Genomic DNA, 17,052 nt, shown 5'->3' on the forward strand with positions numbered 1-17,052 from the left:
AGCAAGAAGGTCTGCTTTATTTATCAGCCTCTCAGACATCATCACCCACCCCTGGTAGTTAACTATCATTATTAGCAAATCAATTGGAATAACAATGAGCTAAGCGAATTTTCATGCTGACAAAAACTTATGTCAACATGTAAAAACGGGTTCGAAATTCAGCACGTATTTACCGTCAATTTTATGAAACCCATATATATCAACAAAAAAGAAGCAGTCTTATTCAGTTGCGAATAGGACTGCTAATTGGTGTGCTAATTTAGTTTTTGTAATCGGAAACCGAACCCGTTAGATAAGATCAAGCTGGTTTAATATTTTACTTCTTGTTTTGACGATACAAATCCATCGTTTTATAGCCTTGTGAAAGAACATCAATCATCTGTGCTTGTCTCTTCTCACGCGTTTTTTGCTGTTTGGCGGAGAAAATATAGCGTGCCCAGTCTTTCTGATAACCTGGTGTTAAACCTTGAAAAAATTGAAGTTCAGAAGGATGCTCTGCTAGTAATTGTTCAACATCTGTTACGTGATCTTCATAATCAGCTACACATTGACTGGCAGCTGCAGTTTTCTTCACTTTCTTCTTCTCTCTCTTTAATCCAACCACTGTAAATACTTCATCCATGCTGACCATACGGGAAAATTTAATGTCACTCTCCCCTACATAGCCATCTTCTCCAACCTTCATCGCTGGAAAGATTTCATCTCGATGGACGAACGTCTCATAGCGCTTGTTTCCTTTTTTCGGATATGCAAAAAATAAATAGCCTTTTTCTTCTAAAAGATTGTGGTTAATGATATGTTCTGTATGATCAACCATTTCATCAATCGTTTTTACGAAAATAAAAATTGCATCATGTGCTTCTGAAAAGGCTGTGGATTGATTCGCGAAAATTGAATAATCGTCTGGTTGATTAATAACGGCCATATTATTGTATTTTGATAAATTTAATTTTTCTACGATTGACATGAATGTCTCCTTATTTTTTTAGACTGTTTTCGTATATTTTGTTGTTTTTGTTGCAGTTAAAGATAAAAATTAGTCCGTTCCATTGCGCTGCAGTCACTCGCTATCCTCACTTCCCGAAGGAGTCGAGTGCCTTCCGCTCCATTTCAATATAGACTTAAAATAGTGTTTTAATAGCCAAAATCTTAACAAAAACAGCCTTTTTTAATACATTTAGCTCAATTTTTTTGCTATCTACTCTAATTATACATGAATGTAAATAGATAGGCATTTTTCCTTCATTATTCCAGCATACTAATCCCCTATTGATTAAACTCATCTAATCTCTCAAAAAACTCCTGTAAAAAATCATAAAATAATTTCTCCGTTGGTAATAAAACCCTGTCTTTAGGAGTAATGACACCTACTGTTCTTGTTACACTTGGTTCTACCAAAGGTATCTTTACTGTTGACCGTGGTAAGCTGTCAACTAATGTTACCTCAGGCATAAGGGAAACTCCTAATCCAGCTGAAACAAGACCTTTTAAAGCATCAATATCATCCCCTTCAAAAGCAACCTTCGGTGTGAATCCAATGTTTTGACACGCATCCATAACAATGTCTCGAAAAACAAATCCTTCTGGCAGTACACAGAATGGTTCGTCTACTAAATCTTGAAGTTTAACTGAAGGCTTTTTAGCTAATCGATGATGAATAGGTAACAAAGCGACAATATTTTCAGTGAATAATATTTTTCGATTAAGTTTTTTTTCTTCAAGAGGTAATGGTCCGATTAAAGCAAGGTTAAAATCTCCTTTTATCACACCATCAATTAAGTCCCGATAAAGTGCTTGTTTCAGCTGAAATTTTGCTTCGGGATACTGCAGTCTAAAAGCATAAATCGCGGTTGGGAGCGTATATGCTGCTAAGCTGATTGGAAATGTAATACGAATTGTTCCTTTTTCGGGATCTAAATATTCTTCCACCTCACGCCTAGCATCATCTATTACATTCATCGCATTTTTCATTCGTTCATAAAATATTTTTCCAATGGGTGTTAGCCGAACCCTTCGTCCCTCTCTTATAAATAAATCCACACCCAACTCACTTTCCAAGTTGACGATTTGTCTACTAACAGAGGATTGTGCAACGTGTAACAAATCTGCTGCTTCCGTCATATGTTCAAGATTTGCTACTTCCATGAAATACCTTATTTGTCTAAAATCCACTGGTATCCTCCTTTACTATTCATGCGAAAAACGCATTAATATTATCGTTTCTTTATATTGATTCGATTAATTCTTTAATTATAAAATATTTCATAATAACAATTCAGCCAAAAAAGAAAATTTTGAAAATTTTTTCTTCAAAAATTTATAAAATATAGGAGAGTATCACCATGAAAACAATTGAAAAAAACCAAAATTTGTATACTAAAAGTGTACAACAATATGTACATCAAGTTTTTGAAACGGTCAAAAAGCGCAACCCTAATGAAGATGAATTTCACCAAGCGGTAAAGGAAGTTTTTGACTCTTTAGTACCAGTTCTTGAAAAAAATCCACAATATATTAACCAATCTATTCTTGAACGTTTGGTTGAGCCAGAAAGAATTGTATCATTTCGTGTACCATGGGTAGATGACCAAGGAAAAGTCCAGGTTAATCGAGGTTTCCGTGTTCAATACAACAGTGCCATAGGTCCATACAAAGGTGGATTAAGGTTTCACCCTTCTGTAAACGCGAGTATTATTAAGTTTTTAGGATTCGAACAAACATTCAAAAATTCTCTAACTGGTCAACCTATCGGTGGTGGTAAAGGTGGAGCTGACTTTGATCCAAAAGGGAAATCAGATGGTGAAATTATGCGTTTTTGTCAAAGCTTTATGTCTGAACTTAGTAAATATATCGGCCCTGATACAGATGTTCCTGCTGGTGATATCGGTGTGGGCAGTAAAGAAATTGGCTTTATGTTTGGACAATATAAAAAAATGCGCGGGGGCTATGAAGCTGGTGTGTTAACAGGAAAGGGACTCGGTTATGGCGGAAGCTTAACGAGAAAAGAAGCAACAGGCTATGGAACAGTATATTTTGTGGAAGAAATGCTAAAAGACCAAGGAGAAAGCTTTAAAGGCAGTACTGTTGTTGTGTCAGGATCAGGAAATGTTTCGATTTACGCTATGGAAAAAGCGGCTGAATTAGGTGCAAAAGTGGTGGCTTGCAGTGATTCGAATGGGTATATTTATGATCAAAATGGCATCAACCTAGAAACGGTTAAACGCATTAAAGAGGTAGAAAAGCAGCGAATTAGTGCTTATGTTAGCGAACATCCAGACGCTATTTACACGGAAAATTGCAGTGGAATTTGGACAGTTCCTTGTGATATTGCCTTACCATGTGCGACTCAAAATGAAATCAATCAAATTTCTGCACAAATGTTAGTTTCAAACGGTGTAAAAGCAGTTGGTGAGGGTGCAAACATGCCGTCAACATTGGATGCTGTTGAAACATTTTTAGAAAACAATGTCTTATTTGCACCTGCAAAAGCAGCGAATGCAGGTGGAGTAGCTGTTTCCGCTTTAGAAATGGCTCAGAATAGTGCAAGGCTTTCATGGACATTTGAGGAAGTTGATTGCAAACTACAATCAATCATGAAAAACATCTACCAAAACAGTAAGCAAGCAGCACAAGAATATGGTGTTCCTGGTAATCTTGTTGTCGGTGCTAATATTGCCGGGTTTGTTAAAGTAGCAGATGCGATGATCGAACAAGGTGTTATTTAACTAAAAGAAAAGTCAGTCATCCAATCTATCATTGGATGACTGACTCTACATTCAGGAAAGTAAAGGATCCTTCCCTTCAATAAAATTAGGATAAAGTTCAGGATGGAGTATTTCTGCAATCTTACTTAATCCGAGAAGTAATCGTGGTGAAGGTCTACAAAATAATGGCTCCTCTAATATGTACAATTGATCATTTTTTATAGCTGATATTTTTTCAGCATCCGTCCGTTTCAAAATCACTTTTGGATTTACTCTCTCTGTTTGGACCCCTACCCATATGATACTCATCACATCGGGATTTCTATTTCTTACATCATCCCAATCTGTTTGCACACTGGCCTTCTCTACATCGTCAAAAACATTTTTTCCACCTGCTAAATTACTTATTTCCGTTAACCAATTGTACGCACCTGGAGTAAAAATAGGTTTGGCCCACCATTCCCAATAGATTGTTTTCTTTTTTACTACTTTTTTAGAAATCAATCGATAATAATCAAGTATTTGATTGTACTTGACATATAATTCATTTGCCTTTTCCTGGGTATTTGTTACATTCCCAACAAAACGTAAACTCTCTCCAACCTCTGTAAGGGTTTTAGGATTCGGTACAATCACATGTGGAATGTTTCGCTTTTTTAACTCTTCAATATTCCGTTCCATACCTGGAACTGACAGTGAGGCAAGTACTAAATCAGGTTGCAGCTTTTCAACTTTGTCCATATCTATTTTTAAATCAGATCCAAGCCTTGGTAATTGCTTAATATCCTCCGGCCAGTCTGAATAATCATCTACTGCGATTAAAGAAGATGTTAAACCTAAATAACCAACCAGCTCTGTGTTACTCGGACAGATGGAAATTAATTTCATCATATCTCTCCTTTGACAATTATTTTAATCTTTTGGACAACCCATTCCAAACAATCTCAACCTGCTCCGATAGTTGTGCTGCATCTTGTGCTATCCAGCCGGCAATATCTCTCAACCTTCTCTCTTCTCTCTCAAGAGGAACGATCCCTTTACCGATTTCAAGCATAATAAGAACAATTGAGCTATTTCTTTTTTTCTCTTCTTGTACAAAAGAATGAAAAAGACGTTTAAACTTGTCTCTGATTTCGTCATTGCTTTCATTATTTCTAACTTCATGTAAAATCCACTTTTCCCAGCCCTCAAGCACTAATGTTGTATCTTTTAACCATTTCGATTTCCAATCCCATAATTCACCTTTATGATAGGAAGATAACCAGCTGATTGCTTGATGCTTTTCTTTCACTACTTTTCTTTTTCCTGTGAAAGCACCTCCGAGAACGAGCTGCATTTCCATTCCCCCTCTTTCTTTTCAAACTTTAATTGAAGCGCTTGTCCATGTGTGATGGAAACATCCCAAAAAGTTGTGGATGCTGTAAATTTGGATACCACATAACGGATGACGCCGCCATGTGTGATAAGCAATATTTTTTGAGAACCATTTAGGTCATTTACACGCTGAAATAGCTCATGAAAAAAAGAATCAATTCTAGTTTTGAAGAGTGATGCATATTCTCCATTCGGCACCGAAGCAACTTCCCAATTATCCAGCCAGTTTTGGTAAGCTTTTAAGTCTTTCAACTCACTGTATGTCTTCCCTTCCCAGTCACCAAAGTTCATCTCTCTTAACCTATGATCAACTATAGCCTTTATAGGAATTTGCATATAATGAAATGTATCTATACAGCGCTGCAAATCACTTGTAAAAACGTAATCAAATCTCTTTTTCTGCAACTCACTTTTCAGTCGATCCAATTTAGATAATTCTTTTCTTACTAATCCTTGATCGGTATGCCCTAAATATCTTTTTTGTTCATTCCATTCTGTTATGCCATGACGAACGAGAAATAGATCCACGTGATGACTAGTCCCCATAATTCTCCTCCTTCAATCGCAGTTCCTAAAAGATCTCCATTTGTTCCTTTAAATACACTCTTTACCCAAGCGCCGTACAGAATGACAAACAATAGGTAGGCAGGAAGATAAAAGAAAAACTCAGGAAAAAGGCAAACAAGTATTAAAACTGGGATAATTGCAAAAATGAAGTCTGTGCGATTGATATGCTTCTTCCATTCCCATGCAAGTCCATTACTTTTAGCTGTTGGAAGGAAAATCATTAACATGACCACTCCTAGTCTGGAACAGGCGATAATGAAAAGAAATGCAATGAAAAGCTTGTCAAATTGAAGCAAATCATAAATGAATACTGCTTTCCAAGCGAGCAAAAACAGAAGCGCAATATGACCAAAGCTCCCGACATGAGGATCCTTCATAATCTCCCACTTTTTCTCAAGAGGAGCATTAGATCCAACTGCATCTGCCACATCCATCCAGCCATCTAAGTGCAGTCCCCCTGTAAGCCATACCCATCCTGAAATGATGAGCAAGGTTAAGAGATGTGCATGGAGATGTGGTTCTAATAGAAAATAAACAATCATGAGAATCATTCCTAATATGAGACCAACAACAGGATAGCTTCTTAATGCCCATCTACTTGTTTTGTTATTCCATGGACATTGGATAGGGATAGGAATTCTTGTTAAAAATTGAATAGCAAGAAAAAATCCATAGATGATATTCTTCATTCTCCTCCTCCCTTCCAATACGTAGGAATTCCAGCTTGTACCACCACCGCAACATCGGCCTCTTTAACGATTAATTGATGTAGTTTTTGTATTGAATAGATATAGGTAAGGACAAATTCATCGGAAAAAGGGTTTCCTTCATTAACTTCATTAGATACAATCACAAGAGAAAATTGCTTTTTTCTTGCAAGAGTAATCCACCTGATGACCGATTCTTCCAACTTTGTGATTCTGTAGTCCAGATCAAACATGACATTACTTAACCAAATCGTTAAACAGTCGAGTAAGATCACATCATGTTGTTCAAGAATTTTAAGAACCTTTTCAATATCATACGGTTCTTCTACTGTGTTCCATGTTTTTCCTCGGTCCTTTTGATGCATACGTATTCGCTCAACCATTTCTTCATCACTTTTTCTAGCTGTTGCGAGGTAATACAGGTTACCTTTCCTCTCTTTTGCTAACATTTTGGCTGTTTTTTCTGCGAACTGGCTCTTTCCAGACCTTACACCACCTGATACAAAAGCAATCATTTATCTTCTCTCCATTTTTTTAATACTGCCACCAGTTGTTTATTTTCTTCATGTGAGCGAATAGCTAGACGAAGAAAATCTCCCTGAAGTCCTTTAAAATTATGAGTATGTCTTGTCACAATTCCATGATGGAGTAAAAAAATGAAAAGCTCTTCTGTTTCATTAGGACGCTTTCGATCTCTCAATAAATAAAAGTTCACCTGAGTAGGAGATAGATAAAAATCCATCGAAGTTAATGACCTATGTAAAAATTGCGATTCCCCATGAAGCAATGATTTTGTTTTGTCAACAAAGGTTCTATCAGCTATCAGCTTAGGTATAATCGAATCGACTAAGGAATTAATGCTCCATGGAATTTGTTCATGTTTTAAAACCGATATGACAGACTGGTGTGCCATTACATACCCGAACCTTAAACCTGGAATTGTATACATTTTTGTCAACGAACGCAAAATAATTAAATTTGGATACGTTTCTAAAAGACGTGTTAAGCTGTGAGTGTTAGATGGTAGAAAATCAGCAAACGCCTCATCCACGACAATATGTGTACCAACTGATAAACCAAGCTCTAGTAATTGTTTGATCTCAGTTTCTGCTATAACGTGTCCTGTTGGGTTATTAGGTCGACATAGGAACAGAACATCAGTCTCTTGTAGTCGGTGTTTTAACTCTAACATCGGCAATGAAAAACCATTATCTTGATCATAAAACATTTCATCTATGTTGAGATGATAATGGTTGCATGCCCGTTCATATTCTAAAAAAGTTGGATGCACAATACAGGCTTTTCCATTTTCAAAATACTTTGCAACTAAAAAAATTGCCTCGGCTCCACCGTTTGTAACTAACACATTATCTTGGTGAATACCTTCAAATTGTGCTACTGCAGCAGTTGAGTTTGTATAAGATGGATCAGGGTAACGAGAGATTGTTTCATATGCCTGATGTAATGCATTATTTAACCAATTAGGAGGACCTAAAGGATTTAAATTTGCACTAAAATCCAACACTGGTTGATCAGTGTTCATTTGAAACAATTGTTGAATTACGTTCGGCTGTCCACCATGATTTGGCCACTTCATATTTTCACCTCATTTATATAACGACATAAAAAACGGTTCCTACAATTAGAAGAAAAACAATCCAGCCTCCATGCATGTATTGAATTGATTTTGTTATATCAAATTGTATAAGCTCTCTATTTGGGTCTCCCATTGTTGCTCTTTCCGATTTTATCCCTCTATAGTAATTCGTGCCACCTAATTGTACGCCTAACAAACCGGCAACCATGGCTTCAGACCAGCCACTATTAGGGCTGGGATGTTTTCTGGCATCTCTTAAAGTGATGTTCCAGGCGTGTTTTTGTTTTGATTTTTTTATGAAAAAGGCTGAAATCCATATAGAGAGAGCTGTTATTCTGGCAGGAAGCCAATTGGCAAGATCATCAAGTTTTGCAGATGCCCAGCCAAATTGACCATATCGTTCATCTTTGTGCCCAACCATTGAATCCAGTGTATTAATTGCACGATAAACAAGTGCTAAGGGCGCTCCACCGATGATCGCCCAAAATAATGGAGCTGTAATACCATCCACCGTATTTTCTGCAACAGTTTCCACTGTACCCCTAACAATTTCTTTTTCCGGCAAGCTTTCCGTATCTCGTCCAACAATCATACTAAGCTTCTTTCTTGCCTCAACGATATTTCCTTTTCCTAAAGGCGAAAGCACCTCTTTTGCTGCAGAGGCTAGACCTTTAATTGCAATAGTTGTTGAAATAAGATAAATATTAAGGATAATAGCTAATACTGGATGGAGCTTATAAGCAATAAACTGGATAGCAAAGGTTACGAGAAAAACGATTACAACGACAGTTACTGTAAGAGCCATTCCTTTTTTCACCCGATGAGCTCCGTGATTCCACTTATTTTCTAAAAATGAAATGAGCTTCCCCATTTGAACGACGGGATGAGGAATCCACCGCGGATCACCTATGATCAAATCAAGTAAAATAGCAGCTCCTATTATCAAAAAAAGATATCCTGAAAATATGTTAAATAACATAACTGTTTAGTCCTTTACTTCATTATTGGGTACTAGTTTTTCTCTGAAATCCTCGCATAATTGATATATTTGATCAAGCTTAACATGCTTTCGAACTTCACTAGCCAGTAAATCAAAGCCCTCTTCTTTTATTTGTGCAAAAGAAGCTCGATTTAGGATCGGTTCTAACCCTTTTTTGATTCGAATTTCATTTAAAACAACTTCCCTTAATGCATCATTATGGAAGATACCATGAAAATAAGTTCCAATTAATTTCTTGTTTTCTGTAATGATCCCATCTTGACTATTTGCCATATGTATAAATGGCTCGCAAGTTTTATCAAAATATGATTCTCCCATATGAATTTCATATCCTTTTACTGGTAGTTCGTTCTCTCCGAATCTCGCAATTCCTTCTGATTGGACCGTTTTTTTCTCCTCTGTAATAATGGTTTTCATTGGAACCACGCCTAAACCATTCGTTTTTACGTGAGGTGATTCTATTTTGTGTTCATCCTCTATTGTGTTACCAAGCATTTGATAACCACCACATATCCCAATAATCATTGTTTCTCGTTGAGCCAGGTCTAATATTATATTAGCCAGACCACTGCTATGTAGATACAGCATGTCTTCTATTGTATTTTTACTACCAGGTAAAATGAGTAAATCCGGATTTCCTAGTTCAGCTGCATGGTTTACAAAGCGCACATGACAATCATGTTCTTCGAAAAATGGATCGATATCCGTAAAGTTTGAAATAAATGGATGTCGTATGACCGCAATGTCGATATCTATTGAATCATCCGGTTTTGAAGAATAATTCGTTAAAACAACAGAATCTTCAGCTTCAATTATTAAATGATCAATAAATGGTACAACCCCTAATACCGGAACACCTGTGTACTCTTCAAACCATTTAAGACCAGGCTCTAATAAAGAAACATCTCCTCGAAACTTATTAATGATCACTCCTATTACTCTATTTCGATCTACCGGATCTAACAGCTGAAGTGTTCCTACTAAGCTTGCAAAAACTCCACCCTTTTCAATATCCCCGACTAATATAACGGGTGCATTGGCTATACGGGCAACACGCATATTCACAAGCTCGCGGTCATATAAATTTATTTCCGCTGGACTACCGGCTCCTTCAATCACAATTCGGTCATAGCTTGACGACAAACGTTCATACGCATCTTGAATTAAGGTTAACCCTTGTTGAAAAAAGTCTTGGCGGTATTCGCCGGCTTTCATGTTTTTATATGGCTTTCCATGAACAACAATTTGAGATTGATAGGCACCAGTGGGTTTGATCAATATCGGATTCATATCAGTTGTTGCGCTTATTCTAGCTGCCTCTGCTTGTACACCCTGTGCTCTGCCAATTTCCTTTCCATCAACAGTTATATAGGAATTGAGCGCCATGTTTTGCGATTTAAAAGGAGCAGTCCTAAAACCATCCTGCATAAATATTCGGCATAAAGCTGTGACGATTGCACTTTTTCCTGCGTCAGAATGAGTGCCTTGAATCATTAATGGTACAGCCTTTTTCATATGTACAGACTCCTTTACGATATGCTAAAATTCAATTCCCTTTACTGCAGGAATTCCTTCATTATAGTAATGTTTTTCTGGATGAATGATAGAAACTAGATCTGAGATGTCCTTTATTTCTTGTTTCGCATTTCTACCAGTTATAACAAGATGAACATGTGACGGACGATTTTTGATGACATCTAACACTTCTTGTAATGGTAAAACATCATCAATTGGGAAGGAATCAATAGCAAGTGCGTTATTTAGCTCATCTAAAATTACGACATCATATTCTCCACTTAGGACGGCTTCCTTCGCTTTCGGCCAGCCAATTTTCAATGCTTCCCGATGCTCCTCAGGTGTTTTCGTCCATGTAAACCCAATTCCTAGTTGTACCATCTCAACTCCCAGTTTATTTAAGGCAATTTGTTCTCCATATGAACGTTGTGGAGATTTAATAAATTGAAAAATTTTCACATTGAAGCCTCTGCCAACTGCTCTTAATGTTAAACCGAGAGCGGATGTTGTTTTTCCTTTGCCATCACCTGTGTACACGAGTGTTAACCCTTTTTTCTCCATCTGAACCTGACCTCCTAGTGTTTTTGAGAAATTCCAGCTGAATCAAATGTTGCCATTTCCTTAACCATCAATGCAGCTGATTGGATGATCGGATATGTAATAGCTGCTCCTGTACCTTCTCCTAATCTGAGACCTAAGTCTAAGATTGGTTTTTTCCCTAATAATGAAAGAGCGATTCCATGCCCTTGTTCAACAGATTGATGTGTTACGATCATATAATCAGCAACATTTGGTGAAAGCTGTTTTGCAAGTAATGCAGCAATTGTACAAATAAATCCATCAACAAGTATCGGGACTCGTTTGCTTGCCGCTCCAAGCATGGCTCCAGTCATCCCGGCAATTTCAAGTCCTCCAATCTTCGTTAGGAGATCAATCGGATTAGCCGGATCAGGTTTTCTATTTTGAAGAGATTGTTGTATGACATTTACTTTATGCTGTAACCCCTCTTCTGTAATCCCCGTTCCCGTTCCTACAACTGCTTCTACCTCTTTCCCACTCAATAAAGCCAAAAGCGCACTGCTTGCTGTTGTATTCCCAATTCCCATTTCACCAAGAATAAGACATTGTGCCCCTTTGTTGATGATTTCCATGCTTTGTTCAAAGCCAATTTCAATTGCTTTCTCAACCTCTTTAAGAGACATTGCATCTTCATGTAAAAAGTTTCCTGTGCCATATCGAACTTTTTTGTTAAGTAATTGAGGGTGATTGATATCATTTGCAACACCAATATCGATGATGTTTAGAAGGGCTCCAATTTGTCGGCTGAACACATTAATAGCTGCTCCACCATTTAAAAAATTGAGTACCATTTGCTCTGTGACAGCTTTAGGATAGGCGGATACCCCTTCATCTGTTATTCCATGATCTGCAGCAAATACAAGAATACCTGCAGGGCTCACTGATGGAAACGGATCATTTTTCATTTCAGCCAATGAAATAGCTAGTTCTTCTAATCTCCCTAAACTTCCAAGCGGCTTTGTTAATGTATTAATATAATCAGATACTTTTTTCCCCATGTCCATAGATTTTTGTGGAATGGTAAATGTGTGTTCTGTCATTGTTGAGTCCTCTCATTCTGTTTGTATTCAAGACATTTTGCAATCAAATTGTCGACCATGTCAGGGCAAGAGCCAAAGTGGAAATGTGTGTAGCCGGCGACAACATTTTTAAGTAAATAGCCTTCTTTTTTTATCCCTCTTAGACCTTTCGTTTCATAAGCATAAGGAATGCTTCCTTCCGTAGATTCATAGGTGGAGTAATGAAATTCATGTCCTCTTGCAACTAATTTGTTCAATAGATAGTTGTCATTTTGTCCGCTTATTTCTCTGTAACCTAAAGCTGCTAATGTTTGCTGCATTTTTACCTTACCTGGAATAACTCCTGCCATTTGATAGGTTTTCTTATCTGTTGTTTGAATCGATTCTGTTAAATACATGAATCCACCACATTCTGCAAGGGTTGGTAGCCCATGATTGATAGCTGTTTTGATGGTGCTCTTTGCTTGTTCATTCTTCTCTAGTTGTTGCGCAAACTCCTCAGGAAAACCTCCTCCCAAATAAAGTCCATCGATATTTTCCGGTAACACCTCATCAAGTGGTGAAAAATAAACAAGTTCTGCTCCTTTAGCTTCTAAAATTTCAAGATTCTCAGGATAATAGAAGTTAAACGCAGCATCCTTTGCTACAGCTATTTTTACAATTTGTTCTTTTTTCTTGTTAAATAATGAAGAATCTTTGCTCGAAGGTACTGGATCAGCTATTGATAAATCCAGTAGTTTTTCCATATCAATTGTCTCGCTGACTAAGTCTCCCAATGTCTGAAAAAATGTATCAAGTTCTCCTCGTTCAATTGAAGGGATTAGACCGAGATGGCGTTCAGGAATCTCAATGTCCAGCTCTCTTTTTAAATACCCGATAACAGGAACATGGCATTCTTTCTCAATCGCTTTTTTTACGAGCTGATAATGACCTTCACTTCCGACTTTATTCGCAATGACACCAACTATATTTGGTTCTTCAGTAAGAAGTTGAAAGCCTTTCACAATAGCAGCTGCACTACGAGCCATGCTTTCACAATTAACAACTAATATAACAGGGCTTTTCGTGATCATACTGATTTCTGCCGTACTTCCTTCATTCGTTTCTGGATTTTTACCATCGTAAAAGCCCATAACACCTTCGATAATTGAAATGTCAGCTCCTATGCTTCCATTATTTAAAATATCAATGACTTTATCATGTGTTAGCATCCAACTATCCAAGTTACGGGAAGCTCTTTTTGTTACTGCTGTGTGATAAGTAGGATCAATATAATCAGGGCCGCATTTAAATCCTTGGACTGTGAGTCCACGTTTAATGAATGCAGACATTAGCCCAATTGTCAGTGTTGTTTTTCCAACACCACTTCCTGTTCCTGCGATTACGAATCTTCTCTGTGTCATCATTTATTCCCCCCTATGATCATAACGCCCCTCATGAACACGCTGTACATATTTCTTGATTGCTTCATGTGTTGCACGATAAATGACCTGGCCTATTGCCCGTCCAACAACTGTTCCAGAGCCGGCATAAGCTGTTTTTTCTCCCTTTTGCGTTAATCCCAAAACAAGTGCATCAGTGGATGTTCCAGTTGCCATTGACTTTGTTTGAGGATCTTTTATGTTTAAATCTGCTATTGCTTTGACTTTTGCTTCTGTTGCTGAAAGTAACCCATTGACAAGTGCTCCATCAGTGAAATGAGCATCGATAAAGAGCATAGTATTAATTGTCCCAATCGTTTGGGTTGCTTCAGAGTTCAATTGCTTTGTAATGTCAACAGCATTTCCAACACCTGCTGTGACAATTGCCAGGATTGGAATACCACCTATTTTTTCCTCTATGATCACTGCATCCTCTAATATAACAGCTGTCATCATCCCGAGTGCCTGCTCATAAGGAATGTTGAATTGTGTCATCCATGTTTGCACATCTTTTGCAGGTTCATCACAGTGATAATTTTTCTTTACATGAAAATTACAAAAGTGTGTAAGCCACTGAATTCCATCTCCAATGACACCATTTGATATTGATTTTAATGGATGATTGAATTGAACATGTATGTAGTCTTTTGTTTGTTTAATTTCATATGACTTCTTAAAATTCAGATTAGGTTCTAATTTTATGTGGTTTGGTGTCATTAATAGTTGTGGCTTAGGAATAGTTGGATGTGATTGCGGAAGTATGTCCACTTCGTACACTTTTTTTAACTGATCCACTTTTCTTAACGTTTCCACATCTCCCACTTCCATAAATTCACCTTGTTGAAGCAGAGCAATGCGGTCGGAATAAAGTGATGCTACATTCAGATCATGTAAAATCGCAAAAATCGTTAATCCCATTGTTTGCTGTCGTTTTTTTAGTAAATCAAGCGTTTGAAACGTGTGCTTAATATCCAGATGGTTTGTAGGTTCATCTAACAATAAAATTTCCGGCTCTTGCGCTAAAGCCTTAGCTAACAAGACTCTTTGTTTTTCCCCGCCACTTATCATCCGAAATGGGGTGTTTTTTAGATGTGCAATATTTGCCATGTCCATGACGTGATTCATCAAGGTTATATCATGTTTTGTCAGCTGTTTAAGAAATCCCTTTTGATGTGGATAACGACCAAGAGCAATAATTTCTTCAACTGTATAATCAAATGAAACATTTGCTTCCTGGGTAAGTACAGCCATTTTTTTAGCCTTATCCAGCTTGGAAAAACGCGGAATGGGTTGACCATCTAACAAAACCTCTCCACTCATTATCGGTAGTTGACCAGTTATGAGCTTGAAAATTGTGGTTTTTCCACTGCCATTCGGACCAAGGAGGGTGAAAAATTCTCCTTTTTTGATTTCTGCATCAATCCCATTAATGATGGGCGGATGTGAATAGCCACCAACTAAGTTTTGAATTTTTAACATTATGATCCCCTCCGCCCAATACGTTCTCGAATTAATATAAGTGCAAAAACAGGTGCACCTATTAAAGCAGTGATGACTCCAATCGGCATTTCCTTTGGAGCAATGATGGTACGGCATATTAAATCAGCCAATATAAGAAAAGCACCGCCAACTAGCATTGACAATGGAAGAACATGGCGATGATTCGGTCCGGTAATAAGACGAATAAGATGTGGAATAACAAGTCCAACAAAACCGATCGAACCGGAAACCGCCACAGCTGCCCCCGTTAATAAAGAAGCTCCAATTAAGATATAAATTTTTCTTCTTCTCACATCAACACCTATATGGTCTGCGGCATCTTCACCAAGGGCTAACGCGTTTAACTCTCGGTGATTAAAAAATAAAATACAAGAACCAAGCAGCAGGAACGGAACGATAAGTTGAACATGTTCCCAACTCCTCATTCCAACACTGCCATAAAGCCAATATATAATTTGTGTCATTGCATCACGGTCACTTAATGAAATAATGAGCGAAACTATTGCACCTATAAAAGCACTTACTATGATTCCAGCTAAAATTATCGTTTCAATTGCCATGTTTCGACTGCTTAATTTCACAAGTCCAAAAACGAGAAATAACGTGAGAAAACCACTTACTATGGCAACGACTGGAAGAGTAAAGCTTCCTAAACCAATGATAGAAAATTGAAAAAAGATCACGAACACTGCACCTAATGATGCCCCTGACGATACCCCAATCGTATAAGGATCAGCCAATGGATTTCGTAAAAGACCTTGAAAGGCTGCTCCTGCTAATGATAAAGATGCGCCAACACAAAATCCAAGCAGCACCCTTGGCAAACGTATATTCCATATGATCATTTCTTCATTTGTTGGTATTTGTTCAAGCCAGCCAAAACCGAGTGCATTTTCAAATATAATGTGTAAAATAGTTGAAATGGGTACCTGGACACTGCTAATAAATAAGCCAAGGAGGGCTGTACTAAGTACAAACCCTCCGCTTAGAATATACAGCCACGTAATTTTACTTTTCAAACACTTCAGGATAAATAAGCTTCGCAAGTGTCTCGACTCCTTCAATTAAACGTGGACCTGGTCTTGTGACAGTGTCGTTATCAACATCAAACACCTGTTTATTTTTTATCGCTGGTACGTCAGCCCAGCCTTTACGTGCTAAAACCTGCTCACTTGGATTATCTACATAATATCCATATGTTGTAATAATTACGTCAGGGTTTAATGTAACAATTTCTTCCTCCGTTAATTTAACCCAACCTTCTTGATCTTCAGCAGCATTAACTGCTTGAATTGATTCTAACATCTCATGCATAAATGTGTTTTTACCTGTTGTAAAGATATCCGGTGATGGGGAAACTTCAACCCATACTTTCTTTTTCTCTTTAATTTCTGCTGCTTTTTCTTTAATCACAGCTAAACGATTCTTCATGTCTGTTACAATTTCATTTGCTTTTTCTTCTGTTCCTGTTGCTTGTCCAATCATTTCGATATTTTTATACACTTCTTCAAATGAAGATGTTTCACCGACAACAATAACTTTCGTTCCAGCTTGTTCAAACTGCTTTAAAATATCAGGATGTGTTTCGTAATGATAATCAGTAACCAGCGCAATGTCCGGTTGAAGCGAAAGTACTTTTTCAACCTTGATATCCTGTCCTCCAACTTTTTCTATTTCTAATGCTTCCGGAGGATAGTTATCGTAATCAGATACACCTTTCACTTTATCACCTAATCCAAGAGCGAAGGCAATTTCCGTATTACTTGCTTGAATAGAGACGATAGATTCAGGCTCAGATTCAATGGTTACTTCCTGTCCTGCATCATCGGTTATCGTGACTGGAAAGCTTTTGGAATTTTCGGTATTTGACTCTTCTTGTGTCGTTTCTTCGCTTTGTAATTGATCCTCCTGTGATCCGCAGCCTACAATCATAAACATGCTTAACAGAAGAACAACACTTAATAGACCCCACTTATTCATAAATGCTTTCATACAAATTCTCCCTTTCTTTTTTGAACACAAAAAAACGCTACTCCTATTGGGAAAGCGTTGAATAAAGGCGTAAAAGA

General features: G+C 37.5%; 17 protein-coding genes. 1 reads left to right on the forward strand and 16 read right to left on the reverse strand.

Annotated features, from left to right (window positions below; translation table 11 throughout):
* Positions 1-316 precede the first annotated feature (316 nt).
* Both HWV59_RS13835 and HWV59_RS13840 read right to left on the reverse strand, forming a co-directional pair.
* On the reverse strand, positions 317-967 hold the full coding sequence (locus tag HWV59_RS13835) for a YdeI/OmpD-associated family protein (RefSeq protein WP_175639184.1): 651 nt from the start codon (positions 965-967) through the stop codon (positions 317-319).
* A gap of 299 nt (positions 968-1,266) precedes the next feature.
* Positions 1,267-2,172 carry a LysR family transcriptional regulator gene (locus tag HWV59_RS13840; RefSeq protein ID WP_102231392.1) on the reverse strand — a complete coding sequence of 302 codons (906 nt, stop codon included), beginning with the start codon at positions 2,170-2,172 and terminating at the stop codon, positions 1,267-1,269.
* A 170-nt stretch (positions 2,173-2,342) separates the two neighbouring features.
* Here HWV59_RS13840 and gdhA point away from each other — a divergent pair, with 170 nt between their 5' ends.
* A complete protein-coding gene (gene gdhA / locus HWV59_RS13845) occupies positions 2,343-3,725 on the forward strand; it encodes an NADP-specific glutamate dehydrogenase (RefSeq protein ID WP_175639185.1) in 1,383 nt (460 codons plus the stop codon).
* 51 nt (positions 3,726-3,776) lie between these two features.
* Here gdhA and HWV59_RS13850 read toward each other — a convergent pair whose 3' ends face one another.
* The 14 genes from HWV59_RS13850 to HWV59_RS13915 are packed head-to-tail and all read right to left on the reverse strand — an operon-like array spanning position 3,777 to position 16,963.
* Positions 3,777-4,592, reverse strand: a complete 816-nt coding sequence (locus tag HWV59_RS13850; RefSeq protein ID WP_102231390.1) for a cobalamin-binding protein — start codon at positions 4,590-4,592, stop codon at positions 3,777-3,779.
* A gap of 19 nt (positions 4,593-4,611) precedes the next feature.
* The gene (locus tag HWV59_RS13855; RefSeq protein WP_175639186.1) at positions 4,612-5,040 is read right to left on the reverse strand and encodes a bifunctional adenosylcobinamide kinase/adenosylcobinamide-phosphate guanylyltransferase; all 429 of its coding nucleotides are present in this window, start codon (positions 5,038-5,040) and stop codon (positions 4,612-4,614) included.
* Entirely contained in the window at positions 4,995-5,624 is a 630-nt protein-coding gene (locus HWV59_RS13860; protein WP_102231388.1) for a histidine phosphatase family protein, read from the reverse strand. Before HWV59_RS13860 ends, HWV59_RS13855 begins: the two co-directional genes overlap by 46 nt.
* Positions 5,576-6,334, reverse strand: coding sequence for an adenosylcobinamide-GDP ribazoletransferase (gene cobS, locus HWV59_RS13865; RefSeq protein ID WP_175639187.1), 759 nt, complete (start codon positions 6,332-6,334; stop codon positions 5,576-5,578). Before cobS ends, HWV59_RS13860 begins: the two co-directional genes overlap by 49 nt.
* Positions 6,331-6,867: a bifunctional adenosylcobinamide kinase/adenosylcobinamide-phosphate guanylyltransferase gene (locus HWV59_RS13870; RefSeq protein ID WP_175639188.1), complete on the reverse strand. Its 537-nt coding sequence runs from the start codon at positions 6,865-6,867 to the stop codon at positions 6,331-6,333. The genes cobS and HWV59_RS13870 overlap by 4 nt, the downstream gene beginning before the upstream one ends.
* Positions 6,864-7,949 (reverse strand): threonine-phosphate decarboxylase CobD, encoded by a 1,086-nt coding sequence (cobD, locus tag HWV59_RS13875; protein WP_175639189.1) that lies wholly within the window; start codon positions 7,947-7,949, stop codon positions 6,864-6,866. The genes HWV59_RS13870 and cobD overlap by 4 nt, the downstream gene beginning before the upstream one ends.
* 13 nt (positions 7,950-7,962) lie before the next feature.
* Entirely contained in the window at positions 7,963-8,895 is a 933-nt protein-coding gene (gene cbiB, locus HWV59_RS13880) for an adenosylcobinamide-phosphate synthase CbiB (protein WP_328824261.1), read from the reverse strand.
* 39 nt (positions 8,896-8,934) lie between these two features.
* A complete protein-coding gene (locus HWV59_RS13885) occupies positions 8,935-10,464 on the reverse strand; it encodes a cobyric acid synthase (RefSeq protein WP_175639191.1) in 1,530 nt (509 codons plus the stop codon).
* A 24-nt stretch (positions 10,465-10,488) separates the two neighbouring features.
* On the reverse strand, positions 10,489-11,025 hold the full coding sequence (locus HWV59_RS13890) for a cob(I)yrinic acid a,c-diamide adenosyltransferase (protein WP_102231382.1): 537 nt from the start codon (positions 11,023-11,025) through the stop codon (positions 10,489-10,491).
* A 14-nt stretch (positions 11,026-11,039) separates the two neighbouring features.
* On the reverse strand, positions 11,040-12,083 hold the full coding sequence (gene cobT, locus HWV59_RS13895; RefSeq protein ID WP_175639192.1) for a nicotinate-nucleotide--dimethylbenzimidazole phosphoribosyltransferase: 1,044 nt from the start codon (positions 12,081-12,083) through the stop codon (positions 11,040-11,042).
* On the reverse strand, positions 12,080-13,465 hold the full coding sequence (locus tag HWV59_RS13900) for a cobyrinate a,c-diamide synthase (RefSeq protein WP_175639193.1): 1,386 nt from the start codon (positions 13,463-13,465) through the stop codon (positions 12,080-12,082). Before HWV59_RS13900 ends, cobT begins: the two co-directional genes overlap by 4 nt.
* A 3-nt stretch (positions 13,466-13,468) precedes the next feature.
* Positions 13,469-14,962, reverse strand: a complete 1,494-nt coding sequence (locus HWV59_RS13905) for an adenosylcobinamide amidohydrolase (RefSeq protein WP_175639194.1) — start codon at positions 14,960-14,962, stop codon at positions 13,469-13,471.
* Positions 14,962-16,029: a FecCD family ABC transporter permease gene (locus tag HWV59_RS13910; protein ID WP_175639195.1), complete on the reverse strand. Its 1,068-nt coding sequence runs from the start codon at positions 16,027-16,029 to the stop codon at positions 14,962-14,964. The genes HWV59_RS13905 and HWV59_RS13910 overlap by 1 nt, the downstream gene beginning before the upstream one ends.
* A complete protein-coding gene (locus HWV59_RS13915; RefSeq protein ID WP_175640065.1) occupies positions 15,992-16,963 on the reverse strand; it encodes an ABC transporter substrate-binding protein in 972 nt (323 codons plus the stop codon). Before HWV59_RS13915 ends, HWV59_RS13910 begins: the two co-directional genes overlap by 38 nt.
* Positions 16,964-17,052: the final 89 nt, after the last annotated feature.

The organism is Metabacillus schmidteae (genome assembly GCF_903166545.1).
Taxonomy (GTDB): Bacteria; Bacillota; Bacilli; order Bacillales; family Bacillaceae; genus Metabacillus; species Metabacillus schmidteae.